This window comes from Paraburkholderia sp. NPDC080076 (assembly GCF_050281145.1).
Lineage (GTDB): Bacteria > Pseudomonadota > Gammaproteobacteria > Burkholderiales > Burkholderiaceae > Paraburkholderia.
Genome location: NZ_JBNNWQ010000003.1, coordinates 290,598 through 303,760, shown reverse-complemented (window position 1 = coordinate 303,760; position 13,163 = coordinate 290,598). Strand labels below are relative to the sequence as shown.

Here is a 13,163-nt window from a genome sequence, read left to right as displayed (position 1 = left end):
GCAGACGGCCGTCTGCTTCAGTTCGGTGTGACCGGTTGCATGGAACGCGGCGCGCTCCAGCTGCGAAAGCAGGTCTTCAAAATCGCCATGAAGACGATCCCGACCGCCATCTGCAACAGCGAGTAACTCGCGAGCCGCGAGAAATCGCCGACATTCCACGCTTCGAATGCGAGCACGGAGAACGTGCGGTCCGCCGCGGTGTAGAGAATCACGACCATCGAGAGCTCGGTCATGAAGAAGCTGAAGAGCAGCAGCCACGCTGCGATCACGCTGGCGCGAATGAGCGGCAACGTGATGTGCGTGAACGTGCGCAACGGTCCGTAGCCGCACACGCGTGCGCTCTCTTCGAGCTCGGGATGCACCTGGATCAGGCTGGCCGACACCGACCGCACCGCATAGGCGGTAAACCGGCCGACGAACGCAAAGACGATGATCAGCGTGGTGCCGTAGACAGAGAGCGGCACGTTGATCCAGAACAGCAGCATGCCGACGCCGAACGCGATGCCCGGCATCGAAATGGGCAGCAGGATCACGTATTCGAGCAGGCCCTTGCCGCGCAGCCGGGTGCGCACGACGATCCACGCGATCACGATGCCCGCGAGCGTCGCCGTGGTCGCGGAAACCACCGAGATGAGCACGCTGTTTTGCAGCGTGAACCACACGTCGTCCGATTGCAGATAGCCGATCGCCGTGGTGAACGAGTACTCGCCGGACCAGGTGTAGCGCGACAGCGCCGCGGCGATCAGGATTGCGATCGGTGCGAGGATCGTGGACACGACATAGAGCGCCGCAAGCGCGCCGGTGGCCCAGCGCCATGCGCCGAGTTCGACGAGCCGCGGCCGGAACCCCTTGCCGCTGATGGTCGTATAGACCCGCTTGCCGATCAGCACGCGTTGCAGCCACGTCGTGAAGCTCGACAACGCAAGCAGATAGATCGACAGGACGGCCATCACGCCATAGTTGGGCGGCACTTCCTGCGAGCCGATCCAGATGCGCGAGGTCAGCATGAGAATCTGTCGCGACCAGCCGAGTACCACCGGCGTGCCGAACAGGCCGATCGCTATCGTGAATGCAAGGACAGCGCCGGACAGCACGGCCGGCGTGAGTAGCGGAATGGTGATGCGGCGCATGGTCTGCAAGGGCGTGAGGCCGCACACCTGCGCCGCTTCCTCGAGGCTCGGGTCCATGCTGCGCAGTGCCGCCGCGACGATCATCATCACGTACGGCGCGAGATACAGGCCGATCACGATCAGCATGCCCCAGCGGCTGTAGACGTCCAGCACGCCCGGCAAACCGAGCACCGCGAGGAGCCGGTTCATGATGCCGCTGCGGGGCGCGGCGAGCAGCGCCCACGCGACCGCGCCGACGAACGGCGGAATGAAGATCGGCAACTGGCTGATCCATTGCAATACGCCACGCATCCACGTATCGGTGCGCTCGAAAATCCACGCGAACGATACGCCGAGCAGCGTGGCGATCATCGCAGCGCCGCCCGACACGAACAGCGTGTTGCCCAACGCGTCCCAGTAAATCCGCTTGCCCAGCACTTCGGCGAAGTAACGGCCCGTCACCGACGGCGTGCCCGCGTCCGCGTCGAATACGGCGCGATATAGCACGGCGCACAGCGGCGCGATCACGAGGACGGCGACGGCGCAGCAGATCAGCACGATCGCCATGATCGCCGGCAACTGCTGCATGAACCGGTGACGCTGCACGGCGTGACGCTCCGAAAGAGGCAGGTCGGCCAAGGTCACGCTCCTATCACGCGTATATCGTCCGCCGCCACTTCGATACTGACCGCGTCGCCCGGCCGGCGTGGACCGGCGTCGAGCTGCACGACGCTCATCTGGCCGAACGCGGTATCGATCCGGTACTCGGTGCGATTGCCGACGAAACTCGCCTCGGCGACGCGCCCGGCGATCGAGCCGGGTGTGCCAGCCTGACGCACGCGCCATTTCTCCGGACGAATGCACAACAGCTCGCCGGGCCGCGGCGGTTGCGCGAGCGCGGCGGGCAACGTCAGGCCGCCCGGCATCGCGAACACCGCGCCGTTCGCGCCCATTTGCCATTCGTAGTCCGCGATGATGTTCGCCCGCCCCAGAAACTCCGCTGCATGACGCGTGGCGGGACGATCGTAGAGATCCTTCGGCGCGCCCTTCTGGATCACCGTGCCGGCGTGATACAGGTAGACGGTGTCCGCTATCGACATCGCTTCTTCCTGATCATGCGTGACGAACAGAATGGTGCGACCGAGACGCCGCTGCAATTCACGGATTTCGATGCGCATCTCCACGCGCAGTTTCGCGTCGAGATTGCTGAGCGGCTCGTCCATCAGAATGACGGGCGCCTCGGACACGATGGCGCGCGCGAGCGCCACGCGCTGCTGCTGACCGCCTGATAACTGCGTCGCGCTGCGCTCGGCGAACGTGTCGAGGCCGACGAGCCGCAGCGTCGCCATCACCGCGTCGCGTGCCTTGGCGCCGCTCACTCCTGCCGCCCGCAGCGGCAGGCCGACGTTTTCGATTACGCTCATATGCGGCCAGATTGCGTACGACTGGAATACCATCGACACATGACGGCGTTCGGGCGGCACCCAGAGCGCGGGCGTAGCCTGATACACGGTACGTCCGGCGATCACGATTTCGCCATCCGAAGGCCGCTCCAGTCCCGCGATACAGCGCAACGTCGTGGTCTTGCCGCAACCGCTCGCGCCGAGCAGCACCGAAATCTGCGCCTCGGCGAAACTCTCGCTGACCGACTTCAGCACCGGTTGCGCGCCATAGGATTTTTGCAGGCGGCGAATGATGATCGACATGCGTGGCCTCACCTGATTCCGGTTGCTTTCTGCCAGAGCTCGATCAACTGCGCCTGCTGCCTGAGCGCGGCGTCGATGTCGAGCGGCAGCACCTTCACCGTCGCGAGCTTCGGCATGCCCTGCGGCGGCGCCGAGCCGTTGCGCAATGCGTACTCGTTCGCTTTCTGGATGATCGTCTGCGCGTCGCTCATCATGAAGTCGACGAACAGCTTCGCCGCCGCGGGATGCGGCGCGCCCTTGAGCGCCGCGACCGAAAACGGCGTCGACACGGTGCCGGATTTCGGCACGATGAATTCGAGCGGCGCGCCCTTGGCGACCGCACCGCTATAGTGGTTGTTGACCACGTAGAACATCAGCGGCTTTTCGCCGGACAGCATCTTCGACAAGCCGGCAGGCGTGGTCGGTGTCAGTTCAGCCCCAGACTTGATGAGCCCCTGGTAGATCGCCACGGTGCGCTGTTCGCCGAAGTTCTGGTACAGCGTCGCAAGCAACGAGAAAGCCGCCGACGACGTACGCGGGTCGTAAAACGTGATCTGGTTTTGCCACTCCTTCTTCGGGTTGGCGAAATCCATCCAGTCTTGCGGCGGTTGCATGCCGTTCAGATACTGTTTGTTTGCACCGACGCCGAGGATCAACGTCTTCACACGTTCGAAGTCCTTTCCGGCGGGCACGGCATCGGCGGGAAAGTTCTTCAACTCCGGCGAGTGATACGGGTCGAGCAGTTGCTCGTTCTGCATCCGCGTGAAGACGTCTTCCAGCGAGAAAAACGCGTCCGCGGCCTGCTTGCCCGCATTGCGCTCGGCGATATGGCGGTTGTAAATCTGCCAGCAGCCCGCGACGTAAGAACTGACCTTGATCTCCGGATAGCGCTTCTTGAATGCGTCGAGATACACCGGCGTTTGCGGCGGGTCGCATCCGTAGACCACGAGGCCGCCCTCTTTCTTCGCCTGCTCGATCAGCGCGGGATCGCTCGCGAAGGCCGTGCGCGAGACCATTGGCAAGAGTGCAAGCAGCACCGCCAAGACGCCGATCCAGGTTCGCAGCGGGGCTCGTAGCATGTGTGTCTCCAATCGTCTTATGGTATTTCCCGTGCCGCTCACGGACGCGCTGCGTCGCGGGCTTTACCGAGCATCGCCGATAATCGCCGCATACGGAATTTCGATATGCTGAACGTCGATTTAAGCGTGGACGAAGATCCGGGTTATCGCGGATGTGCACGGTGTTTTTTCGCGAAACAGCTTGCTTGTCACGCAGGTCGATCTATAACGTGAATCCTGTTGGCCCGCGATTTCAGGCCTCGAATTTCGACATGCGATGGAGCTCACGATGGCAAGCACACCCGCCGGCAACCGCACGCTTTCGCAAACGTTCGCAGCGTTTGCTCACTCGCTAAACCTCGACGAAGTGCCGCGCCACGTACGCACGCGCGCCAAGCATCTGATCCTCGACGCGCTCGGCATTGCGTTCGCGTCCCATCGCAACGAATTCGCCGACGTGATGCTGCGCGGCATCAGGGCGCTCGGCGAAAGCGGAGTCAGTCCGGTGATCGGCAGCAGCGAAACGCATACCGTGCGCAATGCGGTGCTGCTCAACGCGGCGCTGATGCATGGACTCGATTACGACGACACGCATATGAAAGGCATCGTGCATGCAACCGCCTTCTGCGCGCCGGCGGCGCTGTGTGTCGGCAACGAAACCGGCGCCAGCGGGCGCGCTGCGCTCGCCGCGTATCTGGTGGGTATGGAAGTCGCCACGCGTCTGGGCGCGGCGGCGAAAGGCGGCTTTCATCATGCCGGCTATCACCCGACCGGTGTGCTGTCGCACTTCTCGGCCGCGTTGATCGCCGGCCGCCTCTATGGACTGGATACCGCGCAACTGGCCGCGGCGCAAGGCATTGCCGCGAGCACCGCTTCGGGCGTGCAAGTGTTTCTCGAAGAAGGCACGTGGTCCAAGCGCTTGCATCCGGGCTGGGGCTGCGTTGGCGGCATCACGGCGGCACGGCTTGCACAGGCCGGTTTTGTTGCGCCGTCGCGCCCGTATGAAGGGCGTTACGGGCTTTTCGATTCGCACCTGCAGCAACACGCGGGCGAAGTCGATTACGTCATGGCGAGCGCGGGTCTCGGCGAAATCTGGGAAACGGAGCAAATGGCGATCAAACCCTACCCTGTATGCCATTTTCTGCATTCGATCGCGGAGGCCGGCGCCGATCTGGCGCACAGCGGCGAGATCGATTTGAGCCGGATCAGCCGCATCCGGGCCCTGCTGCCCGAACCAGTCATGCCGATCGTTACCGAGCCGCTCGAGGCGAAAAGGCGGCCCACCACGAACTATGAAGCGAAGTTCAGCGCGCAGTATGTGGCGGCGGCTTCGCTCGTGCGTGGACGCTTCGGACTGGCTGAACTGGAACCCGATACGCTCGCCGATGAGCGCATCCTCGCGCTGTCCGCGCGAGTGGAATGCGTCGCGGACCCCGATAGCGCGTTCCCCGCCTACTACTCGGGCGGCATGATCGTCGATACGGACGACGGCCGGCAACATCGCCGCTATTACCGCATCAACAAAGGCGCCGGCGAGCGCGCGCTCTCCAATGAGGCGATCGTCGCAAAGTACTTCGAGAACGCGTGTTGGGCCGTCAGTCACGCGCGCGCCGAACAGGTTCGCGATGCGGTGCTCGCGCTCGATGAACTGCAAAGCAGCGACCTGTGGGCCGTGCTTCGCGGAGGCTGAACCCTGCGCCGCAAGTGCCCCTACCGCGCGCTCGACGGATCTTGCAGGCCGCTACGTCCGGCTCGAAATCTTCTTGCAGTACTTGGCGACCGCCCGGCCGATGGATATCTCGTTGCCCTTGACCCGCTGCGTCGGCGCGCCGACGACGATCGCATACGCCTCGCCATTGATCCACACGTAATGCCCGATCGAGGCGATCTCCGACTGATATCCGCCGATCGACACGAACCAGCCGCGCTCCTTGCCCTGCTCGATCAGACGCTTGTAGCGCGTCTTGCTGGTCACGGTATTCGGCGCGTATTGCTCGAACTCGAGTTCCTCGATCAACGCGTTGCGCGCGTCGTCGTTCATCGCGCCGAGCAGCGCCTGCCCGGCGGCGCCGATATGCAGCGGCCGCTTTTCTCCGACCGTTGCCGCGTAGCGCAGCGTTTGACCCGACTGCACGACTTCGAGGTAGTGCGACTGATGGCCGGTTCGCGTGGCGAGGAACACCGTCTCGCCGGTTTCGTTGCAGAGCTCCTGCAATACCGGCCGCACGTGCGAGAGCAGCGGATCGTTGTCGATGATGACGCGCGCCTCGTCGAAGATACGGCGCGTGGGATAGTAGTCCGCCGAATCGTGCACGCGATACAGGTAGCCGTTCGATTCGAGCGTCTTGAGCAGCGCGAGGCAGCTCGACTTGGGGAACTCCAGACGCTTGCTGATCAACGCGAGCGGCACCGCCTGCTTGAGCTCCGCGAACAATTGAAAAATCTCGACTACGCGCCGTGCGCTTTTGACATCCGAATCGTTCGCGACCGTCATTGCGCCCCCGAAAAAGCCTAAGGAAAACCCGAATTCACGCATGGACGGAAGGCAAACGCGCTTGCGCAGCGTTTGCACATCGCCTATTCTGAGTTCATGGATAAGCATAGACGTTGACATATATGAACGCAAGAAATTTTCTGAACGGGCGGCGCCGGGCGTGGGAGACTGCGCCTCGGCCGTGCTGACAGGCGCTCGTCACGTGTATCGCGGAGGAGACTCGCATGGCATCGAGTATCATCGTCAGACCGCTGGCCGGTTCCCTGGGCGCCGAAGTGTTCGGCGTCAATCTGTCCGGCGAACTGGATCCTTCAACTGTCGCACAGATCCGGCGCGCGTTTCATGAGTACCTCGTGATTTTTTTCCGCGAGCAAGATGCATCGGATAACGATCTTGCTCACTTTGCCCGTTATTTCGGTGAGCTTGCGGTATTGCCGCCACACCGGCAGCATCCGGGCTCGCTGCCCGAACTGCTGATCATCGACAAGAAGCCGGAAGACGCGCTCGTGTTCGGCTGGGAATGGCATTCCGACACCACGCACCTGGAGATTCCGCCGCTCGGTTCGGTGCTTGCCGCGCGGATCCTGCCACCAGTTGGCGGCGACACGTTGTTCGCCAATCAGTACATGGCGTACGACACCCTCTCCGACGGCATGAAGACCATGCTGGCCGGTCTGCGCGCCGTGCATGCGAACGGCCACATTCTCGCGTCGCTCGAAGCCGAAGACGTACTCGCGCAGGGCCAGGGTTACGGCAGCCATACGACGCTGTCCGCGGTGCATCCGGTCATCAGGACGCACCCCGAGACCGGCAAGAAAGCGCTGTTCGTCAATTCGCTGCATACGGAACGTTTTGAGGATATGACGGTGGCCGAAAGCGCACCGTTGCTGCGTTTCCTGTTCGAACACTCGACGCGACCCGAATTCACCTGCCGCTTCCGCTGGGCTCCCGGTTCGATTGCGTTCTGGGACAACCGCTGTTGCCAGCATCTCGCGCTCGACGATTATCCCGGCCAGCGGCGCCTGATGCATCGCGTCCAGTTGCGCGGCACCCGGCCAGTGTAGGTCCGCGAGGAGCCTCAAACACTCGGGAACGAGACGCGTAATTCTGGAGGAAGACACCATGTCGATCGCAGAGGCAACTATCGAACGGATGCCTGTCGGCGCGGCGCACCGCCGGATGTTCTGGCTGCTCGGCGCGGGCATGCTGATTGATGCGTTCGAGTTGTTCATGCAATCGGGCGTGGTGGCTTCGATGGTGCACACGAACTTCACCGGCACCGGCGGCGTCGCGCAATTCATCTTCGCCACCTTCTTCGGGCTCGCGATCGGCTCGGTCATGAGCGGCACGCTCGCCGATCGCTTCGGACGCAAATCGCTCTACCAGTTCAATCTGCTGCTGTTCAGCCTCGCGACGCTCGCGACCGCGGCGGCGCCCTCGTTCACGCTGGTCGTGATCCTGCGCTTCATCGCCGGGATCGGACTGGGCGGCGAGTTGGTGGTGGGCTACGCGATCATGGCCGAGATGACGCCCGCGCATTGCCGCGGACGCTGGGGCGTGACGCTCGGGCTGCTGGTGAATTGCGCGCAGCCACTGTCGGCATTCGTCGGCGCATGGTTTCTGCCGGCTGTCGGCTGGCGCGCAATGTTCGTGGTGGGCGCGGTGCCGGCACTGATCGTCTGGTATCTGCGCCGGGCGCTGCCGGAATCGCCGCGCTGGCTCGAACGTCAGGGCCGCACCGCGGAAATGCATGAGGTGCTCGACGCCCTGTGGCTCGAAAATACCGGCGACGCGCACGCGCCGCGCGTCGCGCCGGCGAGCTTCCTGCCGGAGCGCAACGAGTTGCCGTGGACCGCGCTGTTCGGCCGCCATCGGCTCGGGCGCACGCTGTTCTGTTTTGCGATCGTGTCGCTGATCCTCGCGAGCCAGTACGGTTTCATCGGCTGGGTGCCGACGCTGCTGCTGCATCGTGGCCAGTCGATCGTGCACTCGCTCACCTACTCCGCGGTGATGGCAATGGGCGCGCCGATCGGCATGCTGATTCCGATTTTTCTCGTCGACCGGCTGGGGCGCCGGACCGTGGTGGCGACGGCGTCGTTTCTGGCCGCCGCGGTCGGCATCGGCTATGCGTTCGCACTCGATGCGCCGGCCTGGCTGCTCGTCACCACTGGCTTTCTCGAAGTGCTATTCGTGCAGATCACCGCGAATACGGTGCTCGCAGTCTACCTGCCCGAACTCTTTCCGACCGATATCCGTGGCACGGGCTTTGGCGCGTCCACCGCAGTTGGACGAGTGTCGGCCGCGATCATGCCGTATTTCGTGTTGTTCGTGCTGAATGGCTTTGGCTCGTTCGCCGTGTTCGTGATGCTGGCAAGCGTGCTGCTGCTGTTGTGCCTGCTGGTGCTCGCGGTCGGTCCGGAAACACGCCGCAAAACGCTCGAAGATGTCGAGCGGGAAATTCTCGCGGGCGTGGACTTGAGCGCGGATCATAAGCACGCGAAGTCGCCGGCGTCCTGAAGATAAGTGATAGGAGTTTGCACGCGCGGCTTCATGGAAGGCCGTCGCGCGAGGCGTTCACCGCATATGAGCGAACCGGCGAAACACATTCGCCTCTTCGCTGCGATGCGAGGTGACGCGTGCATGATTCATGGCGGGGTCGAGCAGCGTGATGCCGGACCACTCGCCCTGCGCGGACAGTTCGTGAATCAGATCGACGATGGTCTGACACACCACGGAAGTCGCGGAGTTCATCGGCGTCGCGCTGGACCAGCAGACGCTCGCCGGACGCTTCAACGCGGGGTCGACAATTCTGCGCACGCGCGGGCGCCTTGCCGGATCGCGTTGCGCCAATGCCGACACCGGCAGGATCGTGCACGCTGCGCCCGATTGCGCAACGGAGATGAGCGTGGGAAGCGAGTCGATATCGGCGACGATATTCAGCTCGACGTTCTCGCGCGCGAACACCCGTTCGAGCAACAGGCGCAAACCGTTCGAGATGCCGGGCGCGACGAGTTTCACGCCGCTGAGTTGCGCGAGGGTGCAGGTTTGTGCAAGCGCGCCCACTGCTCCGCCCGGCTCGCCGAATACGTACAGCTGTTCTTCGAGAACCGGCAGCGCGGTCACGCCCAGCGTGTCCGCATCGCGAAACAGAATGGCCAGATCGATGCGTTCGTTCGCGAGTAGTTCGCTGATAAAGCCACTCATGCTTTCAAAGAACTGCAAACGGATGCGAGGAAAGCGCTCCTGAATGCGCGCGAATAGCGGCATGGCGAGAATCGACGCCATGGTGGTCGGAAAACCCACGGCGACGGTACCGCTCTCGGCATTTCCGCCTTCCCGCACTTCCTGCTTGAGTTCTTCCATTTGCCGCAATACCAGCCGGCTATGACGATAGAGCGACTGGCCCGCGGCGGTCGGCGCCACGCCTTGCCGGCTTCTGATCAACAGCTTCGTTTCGAGTTCCTCCTCGAGGCGGCTCATCTGCTGGCTCAGCGAAGGCTGCGCGACATACAGCTTCTCGGCGGCCTTGCCCATGCTGCCGCAATCGACGATCGCAACGAAGTACCGAAGCTGACGGGTATCCATGATTCGTGATCCTGAGTTTAACGGTCAGAGGTTATGCCTATGATGGACTCATTCAATTGGTATTTCCACGCAAACCGCACTTCTTCTACAGTCTTTCAATTGGCATCACACAAGCGCGCCGACACGCTGGCGCCCGACAGGAAATGCAGACCGTTCTTCGCGAGAGAGAAAGCATCGATAGCGGCATAGCTGATATGCCGGCGATCCGATTGATGCTGCACGGCGATCAAAACAACAATGGACCCGTCGACTCCCCTTTCGCCCACTTCTATTTACGGCTCATGAATCCTGCAACCGCAACGACTTCATCCCACGCCCTGCTTTCCGTGCTCGCCGCAAACGGAATCGATCGCGTTTTTCTCGTGCCCGGTGAAAGTTATCTGGGGATTCTCGATGCGCTCGCGGACTTTCCGCAGATCGACGTGGTGACATGCCGCCACGAAGCGGGCGCCGGTTTCATGGCATGCGCGGACGGACGCCTGACGCGCCGTCCCGGCGTCGTCATGGTCAGCCGTGGACCCGGCGCGAGCAACGCGTCGATTGCCTTGCATACCGCGCAACAGGACGGCATTCCTCTGCTGTTGATCGTCGGACAGATCCCCAAAGCGGATTTGCGCAAGGAAGCATTTCAGGAGATCGACTATCAAAGGATGTACGGGTCGATCGCCAAATGGGTCGTGGAAGTCACCGAGCCCGAACAATTGGCGGCCGCCGCGTTCAAGGCGCTGCGTATTGCAATGGCCGACACGCCCGGCGCCGTCGTGTTGGTCGTACCCGAAGATATTCAACAGCAGCAGGTCGAGTCGGATGCATGGCAGGTGCCGCCTGCCGTAGCGACAATCCCCTCCGACGCAACGCTCGAACGTATCGCCCGTCTGCTCGAACAGGCGCAGCGGCCGCTCATCATCGCCGGTGGCGCGTTCGAGGCGCCGCGCGGGCGCGAGTCGCTGCTGAGGTTCGCGCAAACGTACGACGTTCCCGTCGCGGTGTCGTTTCGGCGCCAGGACATTTTCCCCAACCGGCATCCGCTGTATGCGGGCGATCTGGGATTGGCCAATCCGGCGGAGCAGATCGAAGCCTTCGAGTCGAGCGACTTCGTGCTCGCACTCGGCACGCGGCTCGGCGATATCACGACACAGGGTTATCGCTTCCCGAAGCCGCCGCGCGCGGCGCAGACATTCGTGCATTGCCACGCGGACGGCCACGCCGTCGGCCTGCATGTGGCGCCGGATATCGGTATCGTGTGCGATCCCGTGGCGCTTGCCGATGCGCTCGTTGGTGTGCATCGTTCACCAGCGCGTTCGCAACGATGGTCTATGCGCTTGCGAGGCATCGCCACGGGCATCGCCGAATGGCCGCACCGCACCGTCGAACCCGGCGACAGCAACGGCGACACTGGCGCTGGCGTGCGATTCGTCGACGTCGTTCGCTCACTGGCGGAGCATGCCCCCGTGGATGCCGTGATCTGCGTCGATGCCGGCACGTTCGCCGCGCCCGTGTACCGCCATTTTCCTTTTCGCTATCCGCAACGCCTGATGTCACCGCTGTCCGGCGCAATGGGTTACGGCACGCCGGCCGCCATTGCGACGCAGCTCCGCTTGCCGGCGCAAAAAACGATCTGCCTCGTCGGCGACGGCGGCTTCGCCATGACCGGCAACGAGATGATTGCCGCAGTGGCGCGCCGCTTGCCGATCCTCTTCATTCTCTCCAACAACAATTGCTACGGATCTATCCGCGTTCACCAGGATCGCACTTATCCGGGACGGCATATCGGCACGACGCTGACCAATCCGGATTTCACCCTGATTGCCGGCGCGTTCGGCATCGACGCCGAGCGCGTCACGGCTTCAGACGAAATCGACGCAGCCGTCAAATGCGGCCTCGCGGCACAGCGGCCCTATTTCATCGAAGTCATGTCGAGCATCGAATCCGTTCAGCCACTTTCGAGCGTGCCGTCGATGGCGCTCAACCAGGAGCCCTGATTGCGGTTATCACCCTACAACTAGAGACACGCAAGGAGACAACATGAAGATGATGTCCACGGCGGGACTGCTGGCAATCATTGCCGCAACCGCGCCATCCGCTTTCGCCCAGTCGAGCCTCACGCTGTACGGAATGATCGACGAAGGGCCCGAATTCAACAGCAACGCAGGAGGCAAGCACCTGTACAACCTGACCACGGCCGCGCAGGGTGGCAGCCGTTGGGGGTTTCGTGGCTCGGAAGATCTCGGCGGCGGCCTGAGCGCCATCTTCAGGTTGGAGAACGGCTTCGATCTCGGCACCGGCAAACTGGGCCAGGGCGGCCTGATGTTCGGCCGGCAGGCCTACGTCGGGTTGGCGTCCACGCGCTTCGGCTCCGTCACGCTGGGACGTCAATATGATTCGGTGGTCGACTATATCGGACCGCTGACGGTGGGCGACCAGTGGGGCGGCACGATCGGTTCGCACCCCGGCGACCTCGATAACTTCGACAATAGCCAGCGCACCAACAACTCGGTCAAATACGCGAGCGCGAACTACGACGGCATCACGTTCGGCGGTTTGTACAGTCTGGGCGGCGTGGCGGGCAACGTCACGCAGAATCAGGTGTGGTCGCTCGGCGCCGGCTATACGAACGGACCGCTCGCGCTCGGCGCCGCGTATCTCAACGTGCGAAATCCGAACGTCAGTTTCTTCGGCAACAGCACGACGGGCACGGCCACGCCGGCGGCCAATGCGATCACGAGCCCTGTGTACAGCGGTTACGCGTCGGCGAATACCTATCAGGTGATCGGCGCCGGCGGCAATTACACGATCGGCGCCGCCACGCTCGGCGCGACCTATTCGAACACCAAATTCATGGGCCTCGGCAATACCGCGCAAAGCGGCCCGAATCCACGCCACCTCGGCGGTGAAGTGACATTCAATAACGTCGAACTCAGTTTCAAGTACCAGGTGCTGGCCAGTCTGCTGGTCGGGCTCGAATACGACTACACGCGCGGCAGTTCGGTGAACGGTGCAGATGCGGCCAAGTACCACCAGGGCACGCTCGGCGTGGACTACTTTCTTTCGAAGCGAACCGATGTGTATCTGGTCGGCGTTTATCAGCACGCCTCAGGGGTAGACTCGACCGGCAAGCCGGCGGTCGCGGCGATCAATCAGGTCACCGCGTCGAACAGCAATAACCAGACCGTCGTGTCGCTCGGCTTTCGCCACAAGTTCTGATGAAACTCACTCCGCACGCGATCCGAGC

10 protein-coding genes are annotated in these 13,163 nt (G+C 62.9%); 5 read left to right on the top strand and 5 right to left on the bottom strand.

Annotation, left to right across the window (positions count from 1 at the left end):
- Positions 1–17: 17 nt before the first annotated feature.
- The 3 genes from ACQKRQ_RS13620 to ACQKRQ_RS13610 are packed head-to-tail and all read right to left on the bottom strand — an operon-like array spanning position 18 to position 3,873.
- Positions 18–1,748 (bottom strand): ABC transporter permease, encoded by a 1,731-nt coding sequence (locus ACQKRQ_RS13620; protein WP_427477508.1) that lies wholly within the window; start codon positions 1,746–1,748, stop codon positions 18–20.
- Between the two features lie 2 nt (positions 1,749–1,750).
- Positions 1,751–2,815, bottom strand: coding sequence for an ABC transporter ATP-binding protein (locus tag ACQKRQ_RS13615; RefSeq protein ID WP_427477506.1), 1,065 nt, complete (start codon positions 2,813–2,815; stop codon positions 1,751–1,753).
- Positions 2,816–2,823: 8 nt separating this feature from the next.
- On the bottom strand, positions 2,824–3,873 hold the full coding sequence (locus ACQKRQ_RS13610; protein WP_427477504.1) for an ABC transporter substrate-binding protein: 1,050 nt from the start codon (positions 3,871–3,873) through the stop codon (positions 2,824–2,826).
- A gap of 268 nt (positions 3,874–4,141) precedes the next feature.
- Between ACQKRQ_RS13610 and ACQKRQ_RS13605 the strand changes: the two genes are divergently transcribed.
- Positions 4,142–5,542: an MmgE/PrpD family protein gene (locus ACQKRQ_RS13605; protein WP_427477502.1), complete on the top strand. Its 1,401-nt coding sequence runs from the start codon at positions 4,142–4,144 to the stop codon at positions 5,540–5,542.
- Positions 5,543–5,593: 51 nt separating this feature from the next.
- Here the strand turns inward: ACQKRQ_RS13605 and ACQKRQ_RS13600 are convergent, their stop codons facing one another.
- A complete protein-coding gene (locus ACQKRQ_RS13600; RefSeq protein ID WP_427477500.1) occupies positions 5,594–6,346 on the bottom strand; it encodes an IclR family transcriptional regulator in 753 nt (250 codons plus the stop codon).
- A 224-nt stretch (positions 6,347–6,570) separates the two neighbouring features.
- Here ACQKRQ_RS13600 and ACQKRQ_RS13595 point away from each other — a divergent pair, with 224 nt between their 5' ends.
- Both ACQKRQ_RS13595 and ACQKRQ_RS13590 read left to right on the top strand, forming a co-directional pair.
- Positions 6,571–7,410 (top strand): TauD/TfdA dioxygenase family protein, encoded by an 840-nt coding sequence (locus ACQKRQ_RS13595; protein WP_132374419.1) that lies wholly within the window; start codon positions 6,571–6,573, stop codon positions 7,408–7,410.
- 58 nt (positions 7,411–7,468) lie between these two features.
- Positions 7,469–8,863: an MFS transporter gene (locus ACQKRQ_RS13590; RefSeq protein WP_132374418.1), complete on the top strand. Its 1,395-nt coding sequence runs from the start codon at positions 7,469–7,471 to the stop codon at positions 8,861–8,863.
- Between the two features lie 57 nt (positions 8,864–8,920).
- Here the strand turns inward: ACQKRQ_RS13590 and ACQKRQ_RS13585 are convergent, their stop codons facing one another.
- Positions 8,921–9,931 carry a LysR substrate-binding domain-containing protein gene (locus ACQKRQ_RS13585; protein WP_408176660.1) on the bottom strand — a complete coding sequence of 337 codons (1,011 nt, stop codon included), beginning with the start codon at positions 9,929–9,931 and terminating at the stop codon, positions 8,921–8,923.
- A 143-nt stretch (positions 9,932–10,074) separates the two neighbouring features.
- Between ACQKRQ_RS13585 and ACQKRQ_RS13580 the strand changes: the two genes are divergently transcribed.
- The gene (locus ACQKRQ_RS13580; RefSeq protein ID WP_427477498.1) at positions 10,075–11,913 is read left to right on the top strand and encodes a thiamine pyrophosphate-dependent enzyme; all 1,839 of its coding nucleotides are present in this window, start codon (positions 10,075–10,077) and stop codon (positions 11,911–11,913) included.
- Positions 11,914–11,962: 49 nt separating this feature from the next.
- Positions 11,963–13,135, top strand: coding sequence for a porin (locus tag ACQKRQ_RS13575; RefSeq protein ID WP_427478323.1), 1,173 nt, complete (start codon positions 11,963–11,965; stop codon positions 13,133–13,135).
- The last annotated feature ends 28 nt before the right edge of the window (positions 13,136–13,163 follow it).